The sequence below is a fragment of the Pseudoalteromonas sp. Angola-7 genome (assembly GCF_028599255.1).
Classification (GTDB): domain Bacteria; phylum Pseudomonadota; class Gammaproteobacteria; order Enterobacterales; family Alteromonadaceae; genus Pseudoalteromonas; species Pseudoalteromonas atlantica.
Window position 1 is genome coordinate 262,134 of record NZ_JAQREL010000003.1, and the last position, 23,196, is coordinate 285,329.

Consider the following 23,196-nt stretch of genomic DNA (forward strand, 5'->3'; position numbering starts at 1 on the left):
ACCTCTATTATACATAAAGTATAATTTATGAAACATTAACAGCCACAAATAAGCATAGTTAATACCAACCCAGATTAAAAAGTAGCCTTAATAACATTTAACGCTAACACCCACATTTTATTTATTAGAGATAGTTAGAAAGCGTAAAAGGATTAGTTTAAAATGCGCTGCTATGATTAAATTCTTATTTTTAAAGTTTATAACCTTCTTTTTAGGCTTTGTAGCCTGCTTTGCCATGCACACAACTTTTGCATTGCCTTTAGTTATTTCGGCGGCGCTTACAGGGCTAATTGGCTCGTTTATTCCTTTTCCTGCTCGGTTTAAAAACCATCCCTATGCGGCTATTTACGCAGGTAGTTTTGCCGGCATGTGCTCTACACACTTAATTACAAGTTATTGGGAAATAGCCATAATTTCTGTTATTGGCGCCAGTTTATATGTGCTTACCATAAATATGTTTACCGGATTTGGCGGTAAGCTTGGCAGTGTTGCCTTTGCCAGCGTGGCTTTATTTATGTTGGCCAAAGGAATGGTTTTATGAATTTAGAATACCCATTTATAGCCTTATTAGGTGCGTTTTTAACGTTTTACTTAGCCAAACATAATCGTTTTGATGGCATACGTGCATCGGCCTCGCTTTCTATTATTGCTTACTTACTATTAAGTGCTTTAAACCTAAACCCCGACTTATACTCAGTCGTGTTTTTTGGCGGCACATTTATAGGCATGAGCGCCCCACACCGATTTGGTATTTATACCGTGGCCAGCTCATCTATTTTATTTTCGTTTTTATTTGAATACCTAGTACCAAAGCTTGATGGTTATGGCGGTGCCTTAGGTGTGAGTGCGTTTTTATCTATTTGTATTTGCCACATGTTTATTTTACTTGGAGCGCCAAGAAGTAAAAAGCCACTTGGCTAAATCACTCGTTTTTAACTTTAACACTACTGGTTGGGTAGCCAAATAGCACTTTGCATTTAGCTTTTAACCCTTTCGCCGTATAGGTACTTTTTAATAAATGAGCCCACTGATGAAACGTTATTATTAGTGGGTTATTACTATTTAGCTGCCCTACTATGCCGTATTTACAGGGCTGATTTTTGTTTTCTTCTACAAATGTGCCAAATAATTTATCCCAAATAATAAGCACTCCGGCAAAGTTTTTATCAAGGTAGCGTTTATTAATTGCATGATGAACCCTGTGGTGCGATGGCGTATTAAATACGCTTTCAAACCAGCCTAACTTAGCCACTATTTGCGTGTGCACAAAAAATTGATACGCCAAATTAAGTGCCACTACACTAAATACGGTTAAAGGGTCAAAGCCTAGCAGTATCATAGGTAGCCAAAATACCCACATGCCGGCTACTGGGTACATTATGCTTTGCCTAAACGCAGTGGTAAAATTCATTTTAGTGGAACTGTGGTGCACCACATGCGCAGCCCACAACCAATGAATATGATGCGACGCACGATGAAACCAATAGTACAAAAAATCTTGCAGTAAAAATGCAAAAGCAACGCTTAATACACTTAGCTTTATATCAAATAAGCGGTACTCGTAAAGCATGTAAAAAAATGGCATAAGTAGCAGCAGTGCAATTGCATCTGCGCCTTGGTGCAACAAGGCTAAAACGGTGTTTGCTAGGCTGTCTTTTATATTGTAATAGCGCTTAAATTTTACAAATTCAAAGCATACAAACACTAAAAATACAGGGCTTAGGGCAAGTAAAATAATTTCTGAGTTCATACTTTGCCCGCCATAAAGTAATGCTGCAGTTTATTTAATGCCTGGGTTATATCTTTACTAATTAGGTGTTTTAGCAAAGCATTTGGCAGCCACCACGGCGCTTTGCAGCGTATACAATAATTAAGCTCGGTAGTGATACTTTTAGCGCCTGTATTAGCAACTAAATAAATATCACCTTGATGGTTTGCCACAGGCTTATTACCTACTATTTGGTAGCAAATGTGGCTGGGGTTAGCCATTATTATACGCTCATTAAACGTGGCATTTGCCATTTTCACTTGCCTAATGGCGCCTTTCCAGCCTTTTAGCTCACCGCTATTTGCTGTTTTTATTAGCTCAAACTTGGCATTAAAAAAGCGATCTAACTGCTGATGATCCAACAAGGTGGTTATTATTTGCAAAGGATCTGCATTAAGCGTTTGTTTTATTGATATAAAGATCATTGTTTACAGCGAAGATAATTACTCATGTAACTAGCATATAAAAATTGAACATGGCAAGCTTGCTCATACACGACCATTTTTTAGCTTTAGACGACAAATGCATACACTGGCTGATCATTACTTTTCGAGCATTTTAGATTACTTGCAAACCCAAGATATTGATTCTAATACGGCTCTTAAGGCAATCGGGTTTACTGAATTTAGTCGCCAGCATAGTCAGCAATTAGCACCCCGGATTAGTTTACAAAGTTACAATGCGCTGCTTGTGTATGGCCAAAAAGCGCTAAACGATCCGCTGTTTGGTTTTACTTTAGGTATGCACATTCGCCCCGCAGATTACGGTATATTGGGCTATTTAATAGAATCGAGCGATACCCTAAGTAGCGCTATAAAGGCACTGTTAAATTACGACAGCTTAGTGGCAGATATTGGTAAAGCGCAGTTTTTGCAAACTGCAGACACCGCTACGGTGCGCTGGCATGCTCATCCTCATTGTAATGAACAAGTAGTATTACGAAACATGACTGCGTGGGTAAGCGTTATTCGCCAATTAATAAACGCATCGCTTTGCCCAAGCAGTATCAGCTTTATACATAATTGGCCTAAAAGGCACACACAACAGTTAGAGGCCTGGTTTAAATGCCCCGTTATAAGCGGCGCAGCGCATAACCAAATAAATTTTCCGAGCAGTTATTTAAACCTTGCCTTTAAAACCGACAACGCCATTGTAAATGCTACATTTAAGCAGCTTTCACAACAGCAGCTATCGCGTTTTAAAAGTCAGCAGTGCCTAACAGAAAAAGTTAAACAGCTACTTATTGCAAAAACAACATTACAAAATTGCCAGCTTATTACAGTTGCAAGCGCACTAAACGTAACACCGCGCACGCTACAGCGACATTTAAAAAAACAACATGTAACCTTTGCGCAATTGCTCGAACAAGAAAGAAAAAACCGCTCCCACACGTTAATTGGCACGCTCCCACTTAGCGAACTAGCTAACCTGTTAGGCTTTAAAGATCAGAGCTCGTTTAATCGTGCTTTTTTACGATGGCACCATTGCACACCCACACAATTTTTAAAACGTAAATGAACCGCAGTGTTATTCACATTAAATAAACATTTATGGTATACCTTTTAATCAACACTCTTTAAACTAGAGCCCATAATAATTAAAAATGTGGGTTAAATTTGTGCGTGTAGTATTAAGTATTTGTGTGTTTATGCTTTATAGCGCCATGTGCAACGCACAAACCATTACCTTTGTAGCAGAAGATCTCCCGCCTTATCATTTTATAAATGAAAATAACGAACCCGACGGCGCATTAGTCGATTTAGCCAAAGCCACCATTAAACACACAAAGCTATCCGCCAAGTTTGAAATAATTCCTATGGCGCGTATTTTTACAATGCTTGAAAACAACCCAAATGCAATTGCGTTGTCTCTTTTAAAAACCCCCATTAGAGCAAGGCAATACACCTGGCTAGGTGAGTCATACTTTGCCGATGCTTATTTAGTTAGCTTAAAAAACCGTACTGATGAAGTTACCCACCTTAATCACGCAAAATTTTACCAAGTGGCCACAATACGTGGCTATTCAAGTGCCACCTATTTGAAAAACGCCGGTTTTACCGAAGACAAAAACCTAGTTCTTGTAAGCTACTATCAGCAACTGTGGCAAATGCTTTATAAAAAACGCATCGACTTTGTACTAACCAATACACTTACATTAAATAACGAACTAAAGCACTCAGGTCTAAGTCCCAATTTAATAACTAAGCGAATTCATTTAACCGACTACCCTTCAAAATTATATTTTAGTGCCAACAAAACCCTAGATAAACACACCGCAAGCGCTATTAGCCATGCACTTAACACGCTAAAAGAAAACGGCGAATATCAGGCTATTTTAAACAAGTGGCAGCTACCGTTTCCGGCTACTGCCAACAAGTTGTAATAAACAGGGTCTATAATTTTAGCAACGCAAACACTGCTAGTTGGCTATGCGAACAATTAAAACACCACAGGGTATAAAACTCAGTTACCAAGACGAAGGCGATAAAAAAGCCCCTGCAATCATACTTATTATGGGTTTAGGCGCACAAATGACCGTGTGGCCGGACTCGCTTTACTACACCTTAGTAAAAAAAGGGTTTAGAGTTATACGCTTTGATAACCGCGACACTGGCCTATCTACCCATTTAGAGCATCACCCTAGCCCGAGTTTATTTAAATCGTGGTTAAGTAAACGCCTGCCTATACGCATGCAAACGCCCTATTTACTTGATGATATGGCAAACGATGTATTAGCGCTTATGGCGGCGCTTAAAATAAAAAAAGCGCATTTTGTAGGTGCTTCTATGGGCGGTATGATTGCTCAGCTAATTGCAGCTCAACATAAAAAAAAGGTGCTAAGTTTAACCACTATTATGTCAAGCTCTAGCCTGCCAAGGCTGAGTGCCAAAAGCATTGGCGTATTTATAAAGCTTGCCAAATTAAAGCCCAAAACATCCAGCCGTGATGAGGCGATAAACTACAACATTAAACTTAACCAACTTATTGGCAGCCCCGCTTACCCTCAATCAGAAGACGCACTTCGCCATCATGCAACGCAAATTGTAGAGCGCTCGCATAATCCAAGTGGCTACAAACGCCAGCTTATTGCTATGGCCGCGAGTAAAGACAGGCAACATTTAATTCGTAAAATTAAAACGCCTACTTTAGTAATTCACGGCAGCGACGATGTGGTAATACCCGTAAGTGCAGGCAAAAAAACGGCAAGCCTTATAAAAAAAGCCAAACTAAGAGTAGTCCCAGGGATGGGCCATAACTTTGCGCCAGAACTTATGCCTCTTATGACAAAGTGGATAGTTAAGCATGTAAAAAAAGCGCAGCGCAAACACCTAAATAAAAAACGTAAAAAACAACAGCAACAAAAAACCACTTTGGTATAACCAAAAAGGCACTATAAAAACTACAAAAACAAAAAAATTGGTAATGTTGATATTTTAAATTGGTATGTTAGATTAAAGTTAAGCGAAGTTAATATCGCTCATTTTTAATATCATCACACAGAGACAACAATGAAAAATCTAACATCTACCTTTAAACTCACAGCACTGGCTGCTGTTACCCCTTTGCTATTTATGGGCTGTGCCAGCACAAGTACACCTGTTGATAGTAATGTCGCAGTACCTGCGTCAAAATTTGATTTATCGCAATGGAAAATAAACGTACCTGTAGATCTCAATAACGATGGAAAAATAGATACCGTAGACGTAGAAGAGATCCAAACCTATGCGCACCCTGATTTTTTCTACCTTGATGATCAAGGTTATATGGTATTTACCTCGCCAAATAAAGCGCTTACCAGTGCCAATTCAACCAATACCCGCAGTGAACTAAGACAAATGATCCGCGGCACCAATACCAAAATAAAAACTAAAAATTCAAAGAATAACTTTGCCCTAGCTGTACACCCGCTATCGGAGCGCTTTGGCTCGGTAGGCGGAAAAATGGAAGCCACGCTAAAGGTGGATCATGTTGCGCTTCGCGCTAACGATCCTAATAAAAAAGCTGCTTATTCTGTGGTGGTAGGGCAAATTCACGCAGGTAAAGATCAAGCTTTAATAGATACAAAACTGGGTTTTGGCTGGGGTAACGAACCACTTAAAATTTATTATAAAAAATGGCCTGGCCATAAAACCGGATCTGTTTTTTGGAATTACGAACGTAACTTACCAAAAAAAGATCCTAACCGAACCGACATTACATACCCTGTGTGGGGTAATACCTGGGAAAACTCGGCCGATCCCGGTGCGACAGGCATAGCGCTTGGCGAAGACTTTAGTTACACAGTAAACGTGCATAAAAACATGATGTACTTAACCTTTAGCGCCCAAGGCAAAAAAGACGTTAACTACGCAATTAACTTAGGCAATAACGTAGATGCCTATGGCAAGGTAGATGAAAAAGATCACCCTAATGGCTATGCTGCCGATTGGCATTACTTTAAAGCGGGTGCTTATAACCAATGTAGCACCAAAAGCGCTAAAGGCATTTGGTACCCAGGCTGTTTAGGCACTGGCGATTGGGCCACCGACAAGCAAAATGGTGATTACGCCCAAGTGAGCTTTAAAAAATTAGTATTAAGCCCATCAACTAAACCGTAAGCGTTGTTGTAGTTAAGTAGTTTTTAAGTGATGTAAACAGTGGCGATGGTAAATTATTAATGTCGCACCAGCGCCACTGCATACATTTATTTGGCTCGTTTAGCACAGGCTCGCCGCCCTCGTAACCGGCTTTTACATATAAAGTAATGTAGTGTTTATTCTCAGCACTAAAAATATCGTTAGTAAAATCAAGCTTAGTAATTTTACTCACATTTAGCCCTGTTTCCTCAAATACCTCGCGTATTGCGCACTGCTCAACACTTTCACCAAATTCTAAATGTCCACCAGGCGTTGCCCATGTATTTGCACCATGCGACCCTATTCGCTCACCTAATAAAATAGTGTTTTGGCGCATTATAATAACCGCAACCCCTACTCTTACTACGTTACTCATATTGCGTTTTCTCTTATTTTAATTGCTCGCCATGCTGAGCCACACGCTTTGTATTGTCAATTTTCTATTTTAAAACCCAAAGTGTTGTTTAACTTTTAGCCGACCATAGTCGAATACCTATCGGTTAAAAAAAAGCCTACCTTTTGTAAGGTCTCTCACACACATTTAGTATTAGGAGCCCACTATGTTAGGCCCATATAAACAACAATACGAAAGCTTTAAACAAAACCCAGCACAATTTTGGCTTGAACAAGCAAAGCGCTTACCTTGGTATAAAAAGCCTGAACACGCCTACACACAAGACACTGACGGCCTTTACCATTGGTTTGATGATGGCCAACTAAACACCAGTTTTTTAGCGCTCGACCAACACGTTATTGCAGGTTTTGGCGAGCAAACCGCGCTTATTTACGACTCCCCCGTAACCAACATGCAGCAGAAGTATAGCTACTACCAGTTACAGCAAGAGGTAGCTAAATTTGCCGGTGTAATGCAATCGTTAGGCGTTAGTAAAGGCGACCGCGTTGTTATTTATATGCCCATGATCCCCCAAGCTGTAATAGGCATGCTGGCCTGCGCCCGATTAGGCGCTATACACTCTGTGGTATTTGGTGGTTTTGCAGCGCATGAACTCGCCGTACGTATAGACGATGCTAAACCTAAACTCATACTGAGCGCTTCGTGCGGTGTAGAGGTAGATAGCGTAATAGAATATAAACCGCTGATTGATCACGCCATAGATCTTGCCAATCATAAAATAGATCACTGCGTTATTTACCAGCGCGAACAAGTAGCTGCCACGCTTATCCCCACAAGAGATATTAACTGGGATGAGGCAATGCAAACAGCCACTGCAGTAGAGCCAGTACCTGTAAGTGGGCGTGATCCTCTTTATATTTTATATACCTCAGGCACCACAGGCACGCCTAAAGGCGTAGTACGTGAAAACGGCGGCCATGGCGTTGCTATGCACTACAGCATGGAAACCGTTTACGGCATGCAGCCCGGCGAGGTGTTTTGGGCTGCCTCAGATATAGGCTGGGTAGTTGGGCACTCCTATATAGTGTATGCCCCGCTAATTTATCGCTGTACAACAGTGTTGTTTGAAGGCAAACCAGTTCGCACACCTGATGCCAGTGCATTTTGGCGAGTAGTAGAGCAATACCAAGTAAATGCATTATTTACAGCGCCCACTGCGTTTAGAGCCATCAAAAAAGAAGACCCAAATGCAGAGGGCTTTAAGCAGTACAACACCAGTAGTTTAAAACGACTATTTTTAGCTGGCGAGCGGCTCGACCCGCCAACGTACAACTGGCTAAAAGAAAAAACTAACCTGCCAATACTCGATCACTGGTGGCAAACAGAAACCGGCTGGGCCATTGCCTGTAACCCCGTAGGCATAGAAGAATTAGTAACAAAACCAGGTAGCTCTACCGTGCCAACTCCTGGGTTTGATGTGCAAATATTGAATATGCAAGGCGAGCAATGCGCACCAAACGAGCAAGGCGTGGTGGCTATAAAATTGCCGCTGCCACCAGGTTGCTTACCCACCATTTGGCAAAACACAGCGCGCTTTAAAACCGGTTATTTAACTCAGTACCCGGGGTATTATCTTTCCGGCGATGGTGGTTACATAGATGACGATGGTTACCTATTTATAATGGGCCGCACAGACGATGTTATAAACGTAGCAGGCCATAGGCTTTCAACCGGCGAAATGGAAGAAATAGTCGCATCCCACCCAGCCGTTGCAGAGTGCGCGGTGTTTGGGGTTACTGATACACTAAAAGGCCAATTACCGATGGCCATGATCGTACTTAAAAACGACTTTACCGGCTCCCCTACCGATGTAGAGCAAGAGCTTGTGCAAACAGTACGCAACCAAATAGGCGCTATAGCGTGCCTTAAAACGATAGTAAGCGTAGAACGATTACCAAAAACTCGTTCAGGTAAAATACTACGCAAAAATTTACGTCAACTGGTCGATGGCGACGAACTACAAATTCCTTCAACCATAGACGATGCCGGCATTTTTGAAGAAATAAACCAGCAGCTCACCCTGCGTTAAATCCAACCTAACAAAGCCATTTTATATTTAAAATAAAATGGCTTTTACTTTGACTGAAATTTTATACTCATTAGCACTTTCTTACTTAATGCTAGGGTCTGTTGATCTTTTAAGGTTAAATTTGCAGCTGTCTGTTTGGTATTTAGGCAAGGCAGAGCCTATATAGTGTGGTTGTTCCCCACAAATAGGCGATAACGTAGCATTAATGCCAAACAGGCGCTGCCCAAAGGGTTCTTCCTAGGGGCTATTTACTCTTTGTTGCCTACATGGATGTAGGTAAAGGGCGTGAGCAGGACGCGGAAGCTTTGCTCGGCTTTTACTTAGCCCACTAGGTTACAAACCTCGCGCCGCGATTAAATAGCCCCTAGTTTGAACAAATTTTAATCCGCAAAGGTCAACAGACCCTTAGAACATTAAACAGGATTGTGCATGCTTCGCTTAATACAAACACTACTTGCCACCAGCCTACTATTTACAGGTTTTATGGCGCAAAGTTACGAAATTGAAGATTTAGGCGATGGCCTCCACCGCTTTATTGACGACAGACACCGCTCGGTATTTTTAATCACCCCACAAGGTGCAATAGTTACCGACCCACTTAATAAAAAAGCCGCCACTTGGTTAAAGGAGCAAATTAAAACTCGCTATAACGTACCCGTTAAATACGTTGTATATAGCCATAATCACAGCGACCATATTTACGGCGCAAAGGTATTTAAAAGCCCTCACACTACCTTTGTAGCGCACAAACTTACCGCGCAAGATATTAAAAATACAAAAATAAAAACGGTTATGCCTAACCTTACCTTTGATGATGAACTAATACTTAGCCTTGGCGGCTCAACTTTAAAACTTAACTACCACGGCCCTAACGATGGCCGAGGCTCGGTAAGTATGCTGTTCGAAAAGCAAAAAACACTATTTGTGGTCGATTGGATAGTCATTGGCAGAATGCCATGGCAAAAACTATGGAGCTACGATATTCAAGGTATGATTAATTCAACCCAAGCGGTTTTAAATTACGACTTTAATACCTTTGTGGGCGGCCATGCCGATATGGGTAATAAAGCCGATGTTGCACGTTATTTAAGTTATATAGAGCAACTGTACAACCAAGTAACCGCCGCAGCGCTTGCAGGGCAAAGCCTAGAGCAAATAAAACAAAACGTTAAGCTCGATGAGTTTTCAGATTTAAAGCAATATAAAGCATGGCTGCCACTTAATATTGAGGGCGTATACGAGCGCCTCATGGAAGAGTCGGGCATGGGCTGGCGCAACGATTTATAAATTGTATGTGTATGCATTTGTAGCTTAAATGCAAGTGCATACGTATTCACATTGAATTAACAATGCAAGCTTGTGATAGTGCACTTTTTGTATGCTAAGGCGCCACCATGAAATTAGTTGCTTTACTGTTTAGCTTATCAATATTTGTAGTGCATACCAGCTATGCAAACACGCCCAAAGTGCAAGTAAGCAAGGGCCACATTGAGGTGATCGACAATATAGAATCACAGTTTGTAAAAAACCGTTTTTTAAATGTATGGCTACCGCCAGGTTACAACAAAAACACCACCTACGATGTACTTTACATGCACGATGGCCGCATGCTGTTTGATGCCAATAGCACATGGAACAAGCAAGAATGGCGCGTAGATGAAGTAGCCGGCTCATTAATAGAGCAAGGCAAAGTACGCCCATTTATTGTGGTAGGCATTCCAAACGCCGTAGAAAACCGCCACAGCGAATACTACCCACAACAACCGTTTGAGGCCTTGAGCAAACAAAAGCAAAACGCCCTATACCAGTTAGAAAAATACCCAGGCCACAAATTATTTGCCTCTAAGGTCTACTCAGACAACTACTCACGCTTTTTAGTTAAAGAAGTTATTCCTTATATAGAGTCTAACTACAACGTAAACAAAGGCGCGCAGCACCGCTATATTGGTGGCTCTAGCATGGGTGGGCTTATATCGTGGTACACACTACTTAATTACCCTAACGAATTTGCCGGCGCTATTTGTATGTCGACCCACTGGCCGGGTATTTTTAGCCACGACGACGAAGTATTTGCCGGGTTTAAAAATTATATTGCCAACAACATCGCCAAGCTGAGTAACCAAAAAGTGTATTTTGATTATGGCGACAGCACTTTAGATGCCATGTACCCTAAGCTACAAGCGCAAATTGATGATTTATTTATGGCGCAACAATACCCAGCAAAGCTATGGCAAAGCCAGTATTTCCCGGGGGAAGATCATACCGAAAACGCATGGGCAAAACGCCTACATATTCCGCTTGAGTTTATGTTTAGAAAAACCAAGCAAGCTGCCCCCGAATAATCATTTATACCAATCTGCTTAATTAAGTGTTCTATTTTGAGGATGGGTATTATAAGTAATACGCCCTATCAGTAATCATAAAAAAGCGGCTTAACCTTCATTGCGTTAAGCCGCTTTTTTAATACACTTTTAAACCGTTTTAAAACGTAGGTCTGAAGCGCAGCACCGTCCGACAACTAACAAACATCACAATCATCTGAGTTATCAGGTGTTTTTTCAACTGCCTGGTAGAAGTCAATTGGAGAACCTACATAGCCCTGCGATCTAGCATACAATTGGAGACAGAGTGAATGAGGAGTGACATCTGCTCTTAAATTATTTGGTTCAAAGCCTGAGTTTATAAGTTCAAGTCCACGTAAATGATCTAACTCCCTATCTAATTGATGAATATCTTCAATACCAGAAACTTGAAGGAGCTCTTCAGCTTCCATATGGAACCAGTTGCTACAAATGAAGCCTCCACCACCTTTATACGTTGTTGTATTCTCGCAAATATGGGAGACAATTCTTGCTTGATTACTAGTTAATTGAGCTAGCAAGTTAATCAAGATTATATTACTCTCATCTTTCCCATCCGATGTACATGAAGATGCCAATAGACCTGCCCAAAGGCTTTGCATAAAGTCATCTTCAGCCCACGAACCATACTCTATAGTGGAATAAATAATTCTCGGATGTGCAGATACAACTGTCCCACTAGCTTCTTTTTCTAAAATATTCTTAGCCTTATCAGTAATTTTCACTGCATTCTCTGCTCTCCATGAGCTAACTTTATCTTTTAATAGCAATCCGAATTCTTCAGCAGCAGGTAAACAAATTCGACTTAAAAAAGCAGAGGCACCATCTACAGTTCCTTTTGTTACGGTATTTACAGAATCAGCTATGGGCTTTACACCCAATACATCTAAACTTTTGTTATCTTCACTCATATACTCTCCCTCAAACCATAGAAATTTAACCACTTGCGAACCGCGAATAATTAAAATTCAGAAACCCAGTAGTCCCTTTATTTATACAGTTTTATCAAATTACTTAACTCTTTACTATCACTAGTTTTAAACTTCACACCTACCACAAAAAACCGCGCTAACACTTTATAAAAAGCCTTAGCGCGGTTATTAATACTTGAAACCTAATTAACCAAATAACTAACTAAAATCGACCACCACTTCATAGCGCCCTGGCTTGTCGTTTACATCGTAAATCCAGCCGTGGCGTTTTATTATTTTTTCGCTTAATTGCAGGCCTAGTCCGTACCCTATGCTGGCGTGTTTTGCTGAAGGCAAGCTCGCTTTAGGGGCCTCGTCCTGCTTACTACAATTAACAATAGTCACTTTACTGCCTTGCTGCGTAATATGTACTTGGCCAAATTGGGTATGTTGGTAGGCATTACGAATTAAATTAGTCAGTACAATGTGGCACGCAGTAGCATCGGTGGTAATAACGCTCTCTTGTTGGGTGTTTAAAACCACCTCAACGTGCTTAGCATTAAGCAGGTAGTTAAGCTCATTACTCAGGGTCGTTATTTTATCACTAAGGTTTACAGGTTCTGGACTACTTTGCTGATCTTCGTTGCGGCTTAGCCATAATAACGTATCGGTTAAATCGCTCATGGTTAAACCGGCGCGCTCTATACGCTCAAGTGTAAGCTGCTGTTTATCACTTAACGGGGCTTTTTCGCTCAGCCGATTGAGTAGCTCAACGTTACTGCGAATAACCGAAATTGGCGTACGTAGCTCGTGGCTGGCATAGCTTAAAAAGCGCTGCTCGCGCTCTACGCTTTCATTCGCCGAAAGTAAGCTGCTGCGTATTAATGTGGCTAAAGTGTTTAGTTCGTTATATGTAAAATCGGGCGGTGTTTGCTGTAGATTAGTTTGGTTTAACGATTTAGCCCAACCCCTTAACGACTCCACTGGCTTGGCTATTTTTTTCATTACCATAAACAAAAAAAACGCAAATAACACAATGGCAGCAATGCCTGTAATGGCAATCCATAGCATGCGTTGTTCGGGCTCTATATTAGCGAGCAATTGTGGTTTGTCTTTTTCGAGCATAATGCGCGATATATAACGCGGCTCGCCTTCGGGGTTTGGATAATACACCACAAAAAATAAATTTTGCGGCATAGAAAACATCGATGGCCTGTCTTTTGTTTTATGTAAAAGCCCCACCTCTGTTGGTTTTTTAAAACGCTGCTGAATTGACGCAGGCATGTCTTCCCAGCGACTTGCTATATTAAAGCCCACCAGCTCTTTTGTTTCCCCAGGCTTTACTTCAGTGGTTTGCGAAAGCTTTAACATAACTCCGTTTAAGCCTTTATCTAGCCCATCAATAAAGTAATTTACACTTAAAAACGAAAAGCCAATGGCCATAGCAGAGCTAAGCACCACCATACTGGCAAAAAAGTAGAGCCTTAAACTAGGCCTTATTTTCATTGTGGTTGCCCTTCATTTGCTGTTATTGCAAAGCCCACACTAGGAATGGTTTCAAGTGTAACTTGGTGTGTGGTTGCTTCTAATTGCTTGCGCAAATGATGCACATGCACTTTTAAACTGTTGCTGTCGGGCTGCTCTTCGCCCCATATAGCTTGCATAATGCTACTGCGCGTAACAGGCTGCGGCGCATGGCGTACTAAGGTTTCTAGCAATTTAAATGCAATGGGCGATAACTTTAATGTTTGCCCCTCTACATCGGCACTGCGCTTTGCTAAATCTAAATTTAAATTAGCTAAGGTGAGGCGTTTTGCCTCACCACTTTTGCGCTTTGCCAGTACTTGTACCCTCGCTACTAACTCTTTCATGGCAAAGGGTTTTACTAAATAGTCGTCGCTACCGGCGGCAAAGCCCTCAAGTTTATTATCGAGGCTATCGCGTGCGGTCAACATTAATACCGGAATATCTTTACCTTGTTCACGCAATGTTTTGCACATTGTTAAGCCGTCCATTTTGGGCATGTTTACATCTAAAATAATCATTTGATAATCATTAATTTGCAGTAAATTTAAGCCCAAAACGCCGTTGCTTGCATGGTCACACTCAATGTCTTCTATATCGAGGTAATCAACAATTGTTGTTGCCAGGTCTATGTCGTCTTCAACCAGTAGTACGTTTATCATTAAGAGGCAGCTCCTTGGGTGCGTTTACCACTTAAAAAGTCTAACACATTGGCAAGTAAGCGCTTAATGTCTATTTGAATCATTAATAATGCCGGAATAAGGATTAATGTAATAACCGTGGCAAACAAAATACCATAACCAAGTGATGCCGCAGCAGGGATTAAAAACTGTGCCTGCATTGAGGTTTCGCTTAATAACGGCACTAAGCCCGCATAGGTTGTAATTGAGGTAAGCATTACCGCGCGCAGGCGGCTTGTGCACGACTCTACAATGGCATCGTGCGTGCTCATGCCTTCATCTTTTACCAGCTCGTTAAAGCGCGATACCAATAATAGGCTGTCGTTTACAACCACCCCACTGAGCGCCAAAATACCATTTAAAGAAAGTATGCTGATGGTTAAGTCGTTCCACCAATGGCCTAAAATAGCACCCACAATACCAAAGGGAATCGCCACCATAATCAACATAGGTTGAATGTACGATTTAAGTGGAATCGCCAGCAATACGTAAATAACTAATAACGCGGCTATAAACATAGTGGCCATTGAGCCTGTTGTTTCGTCTTGCTCTTCGGCTTCTCCGGCAAAGTGAATACTTAAGTTAGGAAATTGCGCGTTAAGCTCAGGTACTAAATCGCGGCTTAAGTTAGCAACTAATTCGTTAGATACCACAATGTTTTTATCTACTTGTGCGCTTAAGTAAATTGCACGTAGGCCATCAATACGGGTTATTTCATCTTGCTGGTATTCGCTACTTATATTGGCTACGTTAACCAAAGGTACTACAGTGCCATCGGGTAACCTAATACGCGATTGCATTATATCGGCTGGTGTTTTACGGGCGTTTTCTGGGTAACGCACACGTACTTTTACTTCGTCTTTATCGCGCTGGTAACGCTGTACAATTGCTCCACCAAAAGCTTGTAAAACCTGCTCTGATAGGCTCGCCGTATCCATACCTAAGGCGCGCCCTTGTGCGTTTAAGGTAAATTTAAGCTGTGGCTGACCTGGGTTTAAATTATCGTCTATGCCATTAACACCAGCAGTATTTTGTAAGCGCTCTTTGAACAATGCGCCTGCGGCCATTACGGTTTCGTCATCCCAGGCTTTTAATTCTACTTTAAAGTTATCGACCATTTTACGTGTAGCCAATACTTGTAGTTTTTTGCTGCCCTCTGGCATACCGGCAAGGCGCTGCCATTCTTGTGCAAATTCGCTTGCTGTAAAGTCGCCCTCGTTTAATAGCTCAACACTTACCGTACCGCTAGTATCGCTACTGCTCACTAATTGTAAGCTCGTTATTTCGCTCTCTTGCGAGTCAAACTTATCCATTAAATTTTGCTGGGCTTGTAGTGCACTTTGCTCAAGCGCTAACAAGTTTTTATTAGTTTGCCCATACGCTGCATCGTTTTGCATAACAAGCTCAGCGGTTACGGTATCGCCGGCAATACTTGGGAAAAAACCTACTTTTACTGCACCGGTCATAGGCATACCAACAACCAGAATAAAAAAGGCCACAAATGCAGCAACAATGGCGTATCTAAATCGTAACGAGTATTCAATAACGCGGCGGTACACTTTATCGCTAAACCAAGTTAGACCGCTGTCGGCGCCATGCTGCACCTTTGACCACAAGCCACTAAGACCCGACTTTAACTGACGTTTAGTACTTACGTGGGCTAAATGAGACGGTAAAATAAGTTTTGATTCAACAACCGAAAGCAGTAAACAAATCGTCACTACGGTTGCAAACTGAGAGTAAATTTTACCTAAATTGCCAGATACATTCGAAAGCGCAACAAACGCAGCTACCGTGGTTAATACGCCAAATATGGTAGGTACAGCCACCTTCATGGTGCCTAAAATCGTGTTATTAAGGGTGTCGCCGTGTTTTTTGCGAGTGGTGTAAATACTCTCCCCTACAACCACGGCATCGTCGACCACGATCCCCAGCGCCATAATAAAACCAAAGGTGGTCATTTCATTTATGGTCAGTGCGGTGTAGCTGTCGGTCATAAAGTACAGTGTGCCAAAAAATACAAATGGCAAGCCACCTGCAACCCATAGTGCAACGCGTACATTTAAAAATATCGCTAAAATAACAAACACCATAATAATACCGGTTACGGCATTTTTAGTAAGCAGCGATAGGCGCCCGGTGATCATGGTGCTTTTGTCGTGCCAGCTTTCAAGCTCTACATTTTGCGGTAATAAGCCGCGCTCGTGCCATGTATCAATTACGCTTTGTGCTTGCTCAACTATGGTGGTTATATCGCTATTTTCATCCATTAAAATTTCAATGCCTACGGCATTTTCCTGGTTATAACGACTTAGTGAGTTGGTATCTTCTGCGAATGTGTCGGTAACGGTTGCTACATCACCTAATTTAATTTGTGTGCCTGATTGCGTTGTAAGTAACACTATATTGGCAAAGTCGCGCTGCCAGTAAGCTTGTTCTGCCGCTTTTAGGCGCATAATTTTATTGCTATCGCGCAAACTAGTAGAAAGCGGGCTCGATGATTCGTTGTTAATCACCTCGCTTACATCGCTAATAGTTAAGCCGTAGGCTTGTAGTTTGCCTTCGTCGATTTCTACCGATATCATAGGGTCAAGCACACCCGATTGCTCTACATCGCTAATGCCCGATTTAGCTAATAAATCGGCTTTTAGTTTTTCACCTAGGTTTTGCAAAGTATGGCGGTCGGCATTACCAAATAATTGTAAAGTTAATGCGTGATCTTGCCTGCGCGCTTTGTCGATCACCGGTTCTTCGGCATCTGCCGGAAAGTTATTTATGGCATCAACTTGGTTTTTAACATCGGTGAGTAGCTCATCAAGCGAGTAATCGGTTTTTTTCTCAATGCTTACATGACTGCCGCTGGCATCGGATGTAGAGGTAATGCGCTTAATACCCGGTACGGTTTCAAGGGCTTCTTCTACTTTTAGGGCGATGCCTTCTTCTGCTTGTAAGGCATCGCCACTGTCGTAAACCACCGATACCGAAATAGTATCTGGCTCAAGGCTTGGAAACGCCTCTTTACGCAAAGTAGAAAGCGACATTATACCCATTACTATTACGCTAATGAGTAATAAATTGGCGGCCACTGAGTTGTTAGCAAACCAGCTAATAATGCCGTGCAAAGGGTTAGTATTATTAGGTAATTGCGGTGCTTGATGCGGGCTCATTATGGCATCTCCTCAACAATTGGGTTTACTAACATATCGTTTAAGTAGCTTACGAGTGGGCGAGCCACTACACGTAAATTAGTGTGTCCTTCAATAGGAGAGATATAAACGTAATCACCGCGCTCAAATAGTTTTTGCGCTTGAATGCTCATTAACGTGTTTTGCTCGTTTACGTACCAAATTAAGCCCTCTTGCGATACTGCTGAGGCGGGTAATTTAATTACGTTGTTAAGCGCTTTACCGGCAATTTGTACCGCTAAAAATGTACCTGGTAACAATGGTGTTGCTTGCTCAAAAGGTTTGTCTAGCGCAACCACTACACTGCGCTGGCGAGAGTTATCGTCAAGATGCTGCTCAAAACGAGCAATGTAACCTTGCCACTGATTCTGTGTTGTTACATCACTTAAAATAACCTCGCCCGACTTATCGCTTGCCAGGTTTTGCCATTGGCTTAATGAAAGCGGTACGCTAATTTCTACTTTGTCGGTGCTGTTTAATGTAGCCAGTGTATCGCCAATGCTTACGTAAGTACCTAAATCTACATCGCGCGATAAAATAACAGCATCAAACGGCGCACTTATATGGGTGTTTTTTTCATCACGCTGCGCAGTTTGTAGTGCGTATTGGGCGTTATCGGCCGTTGCTTGGGCGGCTTCTAGCTGTAGCGTTCTAAATACTAAAGGCGAGCTTGGTGCTTGTGTTACACCCGAGCGCTGCCATTCACGCTTTGCTTGGTTTCCTAAGTTTTGCTCTTCTTGTAGGGCAAGTTTGGCATCTGCCAATGTGGCTTTAGCGCTCGCAACTGCTTGTAAGTATTCGGTGTTATCTATTTGTGCAAGCACTTGGCCCTTTTTAACTACATTACCGGTAGCAAATTGCTCGCTCATATTCGTTATTTCGCCCTTAACTTGTGCTTTTAAGCTAAGTGCCCAGTGTGCTTTAGCCTCACCGTGGCCGCTAACATAGGCTTGATACGTACTTGGCACAGCGTTAATAACCGATACATTGGGTGCCACAGATTTAGCCGGCCCAGGCTTAGGGCCATTTGCTTGCTGCGCCATTTTTTGGCCGTTATATGAAATAGCAAGCCCTATACAAACAATGGCAACAAGAGTTACAACAACAGGTACTGGCGAAATTTTCATGACGATACTCCAAGGCCCAAGGCAAGGCCTAAATCTATACGGTTAGTTAAAAGGGTGTAATTTATTTGGCTAAGCTGAGCTTGTAGGTCGTACACCTGCTGCTGCACGGTTAGTAAGTCTAAAATATCAACCAAACCTTGCTGGTATTTGCTTTGGTAGTTGCTATAACTGCGCTTAGCACTGGCAAGTGCTTTACTAATTTGTAGCTGCTGCTGTGTTAATGATTGCTCTTGGCCTAGTGCATTTTCTACTTCGTTTACGGCGCTAAGTAGCGTGTCTTGGTATTCCCAAAAGGCTTGTTCGGCATTTAATTTTGCAATATCAACTTGTGCACGAAGTGCCCCGCCTTGAAACAACGGCGCACTTAAACTGCCTAATAAGTTCCAAACTGGGCTGGTTAATAATGCTTGGCTGGGTGTGGCTGCTAAATCGCTAAGCGATGCCGAAAGCGTAATGCTTGGCAGTAAATCTTTGTAAGCTACATCCACTAAATAACGTTTAGATTGAATATTGTAATAGGCACTTTGTAAATCGGGGCGACGCGCTAAATCTTGCTCTGGTAGCGCCCTTAGCGGCTCAATAACCTCAGGTAAAACAGAGGTAGTAGGTAAGTTTTCAAGTTTATCAACGCCCACTAATAATACTAAAGCACGTTTAGCTTGCGCTATTTGCTCTTGGTAATCGGCAATAGTGGCTCGGGTAGAAGCGGTATTTGTACGCGCGGTATCAAGGGCTTCTAAATCACCTAAGCCGTATTGGTAACGCTCAACAATGCTTTGCTCGTTATTTTCTAAAACCGTTAAGCGCTGCTGCTCAATGTTAAGTAAATCTTGCTGCAAAATAATGTTTAAATACGTGCGCATCACGCTGGCTACTAAGGTGTCTTTAGCGCCTTGGTAAGTGGCCTGATTACTGGCTATGGTCATGTCTTGCGCGGCTACGTTATCAGCAATTTTTTGCCATACGTCGGCCTCCCAGCTAACCCCTAGTGATGAGCTGTACTGTGTGCCAGTTGTTTCGTTGCGCTGAGCGTCAAAATCGGCATCTACACTAAACCACTGGCTTGCTGCGGTAACATCGTGCTGTGCATAGGCAAGTTTTAGCGCCACATGCACCTGGTTAAATGAAGGATTATTTGCAACGGCTTGGTTAATAAGCGAATCAAGCCCCGCTATATTCACTAAATCAGTGATATAACTTACCTCGGTTGCATCATCTTGTGTGTATTGCCAATTTGCATGCTGCTTTAGCGATTGCTCGGTGCTATTACCTGTATAGCTTGGCTGGCTACTACACGCAGCAAGCGTGCAGCTAAGTGCAAGCAATAAAACCGTTGAGCGCTTTTTAAAATAAACCATTTAACTGTACCTAATTTACATCATTACACACAGTGTATTAGGGCAAGGGTTAAGGATGGGTTAAAAGGGGTTAACTAAAAACCTCAGTGAAGTATTTTTCACTGAGGTAGTAATATTTAAAGTGCGCGTGAGTAGCTTAGCGATATAAAATCGAGGCCTGGGTTAGGCTTTTTAATACCAGCGTTTGAATAATGAAAATACTTAAGCGACACGCTGTGTTGCTCAGCCTCACCAAATTTCATGGCAATGCCTAGGCGGTCTTCAAACTGGTAATGTGTGCTTATGTTTTTTCCCGCAAATTTAGTGTCGTCTAATAGGCTTAAACCAATACCAAACTCGGCAAAAACGCGGTTCCCAGCCACACTGCCAATAGGATAAAAAATAACAGGCGAAAGCGATAAGCCTAAATTAGCGTCATAGCGTTTTGGGTCATCGTATTCAAAAAAGTTGGCATTGGCTTCTAGGTAAATCTCTAGCTCTTCAAAGCCTTCTATTTGGTAATCTAAGGCATATTGATAAGCCACCTTAATCCCTCGCACGTCTCCTTCACCTTGAATATAGCTCATCGAAAAGTAATCTTGTGCAGCCGTTGCAGCGCCTGCGTATAGCGTTATAGCTATTAAAAACAATTTATAAAGTTTCATGTTATTCACCTCAAGCAGCTCTATTTTTATTGCAATTGCTTGACCTAAACACAGCAAATTTAGCTGCTATAGATTAAGCAATGATTCAATGAGGTGCATACTAATTGCATTTAACTATTTTGATAATTGCAATTTAAGTGGAATAACTTTCTTCAATATATTGATAATTAAACAGTGCTTGAGCGCACGCTAACGTGTGTTGTTAATCGCTTATATTGCTGCTTAAAAAGCTTCCAACCCACAATACCCGACAAGGTATTACCGCATGCCATACCGATAAATAACCCTGTTAAACCGTAAAAATACGAGCCTAACCAAAGTAGTGGTAAGTAACACAAAAATAGCCGCAATATGGAGATAAATAAGGCCGTGGTCGCAAAGCCCAGCGCGTTACATACCGATACCGTGATCATACATACACCCAAAGCCGCGTAGCTCAGGGGCACAAATGCAAAGTAATCTGTTAGGTTAGCTACTATTTCACTATTATTGCTAAGCGCATTTGCAAGCGGGTTAGCCACACCTAGCATAATAACCGCTAATAAAATTTGTATGCCAATTACAAAACCGCACGCAAGTTTTACTACGCTTAATATTTGCCTAAGCTCGCCCCGCCCTTTTAAATTTCCAACAATGGGGGGCAGCGCCATGGTAAGCGCTAAAATTAAAATAATCGCAATGTATTCAATACGGTTTGCAAGCCCCCAAGCTGCTACAGCAAACCCACCATACGCGGCAATCAGTGCAGTTACTATCATGGCTGAAATAGGCGGAATAAACTGTGAAAGTAAAGCCGGTGCCATCATTTTTGCAATGGCTTTTATTGCCTGATCGGTGCGGTTTTTTAAAACGTCAAAGGTTACAAGTTCTCGTTTAATAAGCGTGTAAAACACCACTGCTAAGCCTATTGCAAAAGCAACACAGCTTGCCCATGCAGCACCCGCTAACCCCATATCAAAGGTAAACATAAACAATGGATCGAGCCCTATATTTAACACACTGGTTAGCACCATAATTCGCCCAGGCAATAAGGTTTCGTTATGAGCACGGCAAATGCTGTAACCAAAATAAAGCAGCGCTCCAAGCCAGCAGCTTATTAGCCAAGGCAACCAGTAAAGCTCGGTTAAATTAAATAACGAAGGCGTTGCACCCAGCACTAAAATTATAGACTGCTGAAAAAGCCACAACGCCAAGCACAATAGCGTTACTATTACGGTGCCAATAAATACGATTAAACTACCTAAGTAGCGTGCGTAGTTAACTTTATTTTCCCCAAGTGCAGTAGAAATGGTCGCAGTTGCCGCAATACCTAAGCCTACTTGTACTCCCACAATTACCTGAAAAATAGCAATACTAAAGGCAACTACAGCGAGCGGCTCAGCGCCTAGCTTAGCAATAAAAATACTATCAACCAGCTGGCTTCCCATAATAGAAAACAAGCCAACCAACATAGGCCAAGTTTGCTTAAATAAATACTTTAAAAGTAATGATGTATTACGGCTCATAAGGCAGGCTCACTCTAAACTTAAAAATTTAAACGAGAAAAATACCGAAAAAAAAGGCGCTTATAGTAAGCGCCACAGGAAAAGTCACAATGAATAAGCTGCTAGTATATTTACACAACTAAGTATTGATAATATAGTTGTTTAAATAATCAGTTTATTGAAAAATTTGATAATGAACATTGCCCATTTAAATCTGTTTGTCAGAATCGCAACAACACATAATATTAGCTTAGCTGGCAAGGAGTTAGGTTTGTCGGCTGCGGTTTCTAGTGCCCAAATGAATAAGCTTGAAGAAACACTCGGCGTTAAACTTATTCATCGTACAACCCGAAAAGTATCGCTAACCGAAGAGGGGCAAGCTTTTTTACCCCACGCCGAGGAAGTGCTTGCCAATGTTGAAATGGCGCGCGCCTCGGTAGGTATAGGCAGTGTAACTCCACAAGGAAAATTGCGCATTACCGCCCCTGCTTCGTTCGGGCGTATGCATATTATTCCTGCATTGGCTGGATTTATTGAGCAATACCCCGACCTGACAATTGATTTACGCTTAAGCGATAGCATTATTGATATGGTCGGCGGTGGTTTTGATATAGCAATACGCGACGCCGCATTAAACGACTCAACCCTTATAGCCCGAAAGGTTGCCCGCGATAAACGCTTAATTTGCGCATCGCCTAATTACCTTGCAAAACACGGCACCCCAACAACACCGCAAGATTTAAAAAATCATACCTGTGTTAATTTACATGGTTTAACTACGTGGTCGTTTATTACACCCGAGGGCACACAAAACATTAAAACCAATAACGTATTACAAGCTGATAACGGTGAAGCGGTGCGCGATGCGTGCGTGCAAGGCTTAGGTATTACGTTAATGTCGAGCTGGTGTGCCTATAAAAAACTACAAAGTGGTGAGCTGGTACAAATTTTACAAGACTACCCACTTGCATCCGACACCGCTATTTGGAGTGTTTACCCAAGTTCGCGTTTATTAGCGCCAAAAGTAAGGGCTTTTATAGACTACTTTAGCGGCTACTTTGGTGACGAACCCTACTGGGAAAAAATATAATTATT

At 41.9% G+C, this 23,196-nt stretch carries 21 protein-coding genes; 10 read left to right on the forward strand and 11 right to left on the reverse strand.

Annotation, left to right across the window (positions count from 1 at the left end; translation table 11 throughout):
• Positions 1-235 precede the first annotated feature (235 nt).
• Together PSH50_RS06045 and PSH50_RS06050 are read left to right on the forward strand one after the other, a co-directional pair.
• A complete protein-coding gene (locus PSH50_RS06045) occupies positions 236-541 on the forward strand; it encodes a hypothetical protein (protein ID WP_036963831.1) in 306 nt (101 codons plus the stop codon).
• Positions 538-921: a hypothetical protein gene (locus PSH50_RS06050; protein WP_004586056.1), complete on the forward strand. Its 384-nt coding sequence runs from the start codon at positions 538-540 to the stop codon at positions 919-921. Before PSH50_RS06045 ends, PSH50_RS06050 begins: the two co-directional genes overlap by 4 nt.
• 1 nt (position 922) lies before the next feature.
• Here the strand turns inward: PSH50_RS06050 and PSH50_RS06055 are convergent, their stop codons facing one another.
• Together PSH50_RS06055 and PSH50_RS06060 are read right to left on the reverse strand one after the other, a co-directional pair.
• Positions 923-1,750, reverse strand: coding sequence for a sterol desaturase family protein (locus PSH50_RS06055; RefSeq protein WP_029772939.1), 828 nt, complete (start codon positions 1,748-1,750; stop codon positions 923-925).
• Positions 1,747-2,193 carry an SRPBCC family protein gene (locus PSH50_RS06060; protein WP_273609384.1) on the reverse strand — a complete coding sequence of 149 codons (447 nt, stop codon included), beginning with the start codon at positions 2,191-2,193 and terminating at the stop codon, positions 1,747-1,749. The genes PSH50_RS06055 and PSH50_RS06060 overlap by 4 nt, the downstream gene beginning before the upstream one ends.
• 97 nt (positions 2,194-2,290) lie before the next feature.
• Here PSH50_RS06060 and PSH50_RS06065 point away from each other — a divergent pair, with 97 nt between their 5' ends.
• The 4 genes from PSH50_RS06065 to PSH50_RS06080 all read left to right on the forward strand — a co-directional run bounded on the left by PSH50_RS06065 (position 2,291) and on the right by PSH50_RS06080 (position 6,366).
• Positions 2,291-3,286: an AraC family transcriptional regulator gene (locus tag PSH50_RS06065; protein ID WP_273609385.1), complete on the forward strand. Its 996-nt coding sequence runs from the start codon at positions 2,291-2,293 to the stop codon at positions 3,284-3,286.
• 85 nt (positions 3,287-3,371) lie between these two features.
• On the forward strand, positions 3,372-4,151 hold the full coding sequence (locus PSH50_RS06070; protein ID WP_273609386.1) for an ABC transporter substrate-binding protein: 780 nt from the start codon (positions 3,372-3,374) through the stop codon (positions 4,149-4,151).
• 46 nt (positions 4,152-4,197) lie between these two features.
• Complete coding sequence (locus tag PSH50_RS06075) at positions 4,198-5,148, forward strand: alpha/beta fold hydrolase (protein WP_273609387.1); 951 nt, start codon at positions 4,198-4,200, stop codon at positions 5,146-5,148.
• Between the two features lie 129 nt (positions 5,149-5,277).
• The gene (locus PSH50_RS06080; protein ID WP_273609388.1) at positions 5,278-6,366 is read left to right on the forward strand and encodes a polysaccharide lyase family 7 protein; all 1,089 of its coding nucleotides are present in this window, start codon (positions 5,278-5,280) and stop codon (positions 6,364-6,366) included.
• On the opposite strand, the gene PSH50_RS06085 is transcribed toward PSH50_RS06080, so the two are convergent.
• Positions 6,356-6,760: an NUDIX hydrolase gene (locus PSH50_RS06085; RefSeq protein ID WP_004586050.1), complete on the reverse strand. Its 405-nt coding sequence runs from the start codon at positions 6,758-6,760 to the stop codon at positions 6,356-6,358. The genes PSH50_RS06080 and PSH50_RS06085 overlap by 11 nt on opposite strands.
• A gap of 184 nt (positions 6,761-6,944) precedes the next feature.
• On the opposite strand from PSH50_RS06085, the gene PSH50_RS06090 reads away from it, so the two are divergent.
• From PSH50_RS06090 to PSH50_RS06100, 3 genes are all read left to right on the forward strand, one after another.
• Positions 6,945-8,828: an AMP-binding protein gene (locus PSH50_RS06090; protein WP_273609389.1), complete on the forward strand. Its 1,884-nt coding sequence runs from the start codon at positions 6,945-6,947 to the stop codon at positions 8,826-8,828.
• Between the two features lie 429 nt (positions 8,829-9,257).
• Complete coding sequence (locus tag PSH50_RS06095; protein ID WP_273609390.1) at positions 9,258-10,115, forward strand: MBL fold metallo-hydrolase; 858 nt, start codon at positions 9,258-9,260, stop codon at positions 10,113-10,115.
• A 107-nt stretch (positions 10,116-10,222) separates the two neighbouring features.
• The gene (locus PSH50_RS06100; RefSeq protein WP_273609391.1) at positions 10,223-11,170 is read left to right on the forward strand and encodes an alpha/beta hydrolase; all 948 of its coding nucleotides are present in this window, start codon (positions 10,223-10,225) and stop codon (positions 11,168-11,170) included.
• 176 nt (positions 11,171-11,346) lie between these two features.
• Here PSH50_RS06100 and PSH50_RS06105 read toward each other — a convergent pair whose 3' ends face one another.
• The 8 genes from PSH50_RS06105 to PSH50_RS06140 all read right to left on the reverse strand — a co-directional run bounded on the left by PSH50_RS06105 (position 11,347) and on the right by PSH50_RS06140 (position 22,122).
• The gene (locus PSH50_RS06105; RefSeq protein WP_273609392.1) at positions 11,347-12,099 is read right to left on the reverse strand and encodes a hypothetical protein; all 753 of its coding nucleotides are present in this window, start codon (positions 12,097-12,099) and stop codon (positions 11,347-11,349) included.
• Positions 12,100-12,318: 219 nt separating this feature from the next.
• Positions 12,319-13,605 carry a HAMP domain-containing sensor histidine kinase gene (locus PSH50_RS06110; protein ID WP_273609393.1) on the reverse strand — a complete coding sequence of 429 codons (1,287 nt, stop codon included), beginning with the start codon at positions 13,603-13,605 and terminating at the stop codon, positions 12,319-12,321.
• A complete protein-coding gene (locus tag PSH50_RS06115) occupies positions 13,602-14,285 on the reverse strand; it encodes a response regulator transcription factor (RefSeq protein ID WP_029772931.1) in 684 nt (227 codons plus the stop codon). Before PSH50_RS06115 ends, PSH50_RS06110 begins: the two co-directional genes overlap by 4 nt.
• The gene (locus PSH50_RS06120; protein WP_273609394.1) at positions 14,285-17,470 is read right to left on the reverse strand and encodes an efflux RND transporter permease subunit; all 3,186 of its coding nucleotides are present in this window, start codon (positions 17,468-17,470) and stop codon (positions 14,285-14,287) included. Before PSH50_RS06120 ends, PSH50_RS06115 begins: the two co-directional genes overlap by 1 nt.
• Positions 17,470-18,615 (reverse strand): efflux RND transporter periplasmic adaptor subunit, encoded by a 1,146-nt coding sequence (locus tag PSH50_RS06125; protein ID WP_273609395.1) that lies wholly within the window; start codon positions 18,613-18,615, stop codon positions 17,470-17,472. The genes PSH50_RS06120 and PSH50_RS06125 overlap by 1 nt, the downstream gene beginning before the upstream one ends.
• Complete coding sequence (locus tag PSH50_RS06130) at positions 18,612-19,973, reverse strand: TolC family protein (protein ID WP_273609396.1); 1,362 nt, start codon at positions 19,971-19,973, stop codon at positions 18,612-18,614. The genes PSH50_RS06125 and PSH50_RS06130 overlap by 4 nt, the downstream gene beginning before the upstream one ends.
• Positions 19,974-20,089: 116 nt before the next feature.
• Entirely contained in the window at positions 20,090-20,617 is a 528-nt protein-coding gene (locus PSH50_RS06135) for an acyloxyacyl hydrolase (protein ID WP_055252901.1), read from the reverse strand.
• A gap of 167 nt (positions 20,618-20,784) precedes the next feature.
• Complete coding sequence (locus PSH50_RS06140) at positions 20,785-22,122, reverse strand: MATE family efflux transporter (RefSeq protein ID WP_273609397.1); 1,338 nt, start codon at positions 22,120-22,122, stop codon at positions 20,785-20,787.
• A gap of 172 nt (positions 22,123-22,294) precedes the next feature.
• Between PSH50_RS06140 and PSH50_RS06145 the strand changes: the two genes are divergently transcribed.
• Positions 22,295-23,191 (forward strand): LysR family transcriptional regulator, encoded by an 897-nt coding sequence (locus tag PSH50_RS06145; protein ID WP_039972407.1) that lies wholly within the window; start codon positions 22,295-22,297, stop codon positions 23,189-23,191.
• Positions 23,192-23,196 lie beyond the last annotated feature (5 nt).

Excerpts from the sequence above, each read along its gene's own strand:
- PSH50_RS06135 (WP_055252901.1), bottom strand. The coding sequence starts at position 20,617 with ATGAAACTTTATAAATTGTTTTTAATAGCTATAACGCTATACGCAGGC.
- PSH50_RS06075 (WP_273609387.1), top strand. The coding sequence starts at position 4,198 with ATGCGAACAATTAAAACACCACAGGGTATAAAACTCAGTTACCAAGAC.
- PSH50_RS06110 (WP_273609393.1), bottom strand. The coding sequence starts at position 13,605 with ATGAAAATAAGGCCTAGTTTAAGGCTCTACTTTTTTGCCAGTATGGTG.
- PSH50_RS06065 (WP_273609385.1), top strand. The coding sequence starts at position 2,291 with ATGCATACACTGGCTGATCATTACTTTTCGAGCATTTTAGATTACTTG.
- PSH50_RS06100 (WP_273609391.1), top strand. The coding sequence starts at position 10,223 with ATGAAATTAGTTGCTTTACTGTTTAGCTTATCAATATTTGTAGTGCAT.
- PSH50_RS06095 (WP_273609390.1), top strand. The coding sequence starts at position 9,258 with ATGCTTCGCTTAATACAAACACTACTTGCCACCAGCCTACTATTTACA.
- PSH50_RS06105 (WP_273609392.1), bottom strand. The coding sequence starts at position 12,099 with ATGAGTGAAGATAACAAAAGTTTAGATGTATTGGGTGTAAAGCCCATA.
- PSH50_RS06060 (WP_273609384.1), bottom strand. The coding sequence starts at position 2,193 with ATGATCTTTATATCAATAAAACAAACGCTTAATGCAGATCCTTTGCAA.
- PSH50_RS06070 (WP_273609386.1), top strand. The coding sequence starts at position 3,372 with ATGTGGGTTAAATTTGTGCGTGTAGTATTAAGTATTTGTGTGTTTATG.
- PSH50_RS06050 (WP_004586056.1), top strand. The coding sequence starts at position 538 with ATGAATTTAGAATACCCATTTATAGCCTTATTAGGTGCGTTTTTAACG.
- PSH50_RS06055 (WP_029772939.1), bottom strand. The coding sequence starts at position 1,750 with ATGAACTCAGAAATTATTTTACTTGCCCTAAGCCCTGTATTTTTAGTG.
- PSH50_RS06090 (WP_273609389.1), top strand. The coding sequence starts at position 6,945 with ATGTTAGGCCCATATAAACAACAATACGAAAGCTTTAAACAAAACCCA.
- PSH50_RS06080 (WP_273609388.1), top strand. The coding sequence starts at position 5,278 with ATGAAAAATCTAACATCTACCTTTAAACTCACAGCACTGGCTGCTGTT.
- PSH50_RS06045 (WP_036963831.1), top strand. The coding sequence starts at position 236 with ATGCACACAACTTTTGCATTGCCTTTAGTTATTTCGGCGGCGCTTACA.
- PSH50_RS06125 (WP_273609395.1), bottom strand. The coding sequence starts at position 18,615 with ATGAAAATTTCGCCAGTACCTGTTGTTGTAACTCTTGTTGCCATTGTT.
- PSH50_RS06130 (WP_273609396.1), bottom strand. The coding sequence starts at position 19,973 with ATGGTTTATTTTAAAAAGCGCTCAACGGTTTTATTGCTTGCACTTAGC.
- PSH50_RS06085 (WP_004586050.1), bottom strand. The coding sequence starts at position 6,760 with ATGAGTAACGTAGTAAGAGTAGGGGTTGCGGTTATTATAATGCGCCAA.
- PSH50_RS06115 (WP_029772931.1), bottom strand. The coding sequence starts at position 14,285 with ATGATAAACGTACTACTGGTTGAAGACGACATAGACCTGGCAACAACA.
- PSH50_RS06145 (WP_039972407.1), top strand. The coding sequence starts at position 22,295 with ATGAACATTGCCCATTTAAATCTGTTTGTCAGAATCGCAACAACACAT.
- PSH50_RS06140 (WP_273609397.1), bottom strand. The coding sequence starts at position 22,122 with ATGAGCCGTAATACATCATTACTTTTAAAGTATTTATTTAAGCAAACT.
- PSH50_RS06120 (WP_273609394.1), bottom strand. The coding sequence starts at position 17,470 with ATGAGCCCGCATCAAGCACCGCAATTACCTAATAATACTAACCCTTTG.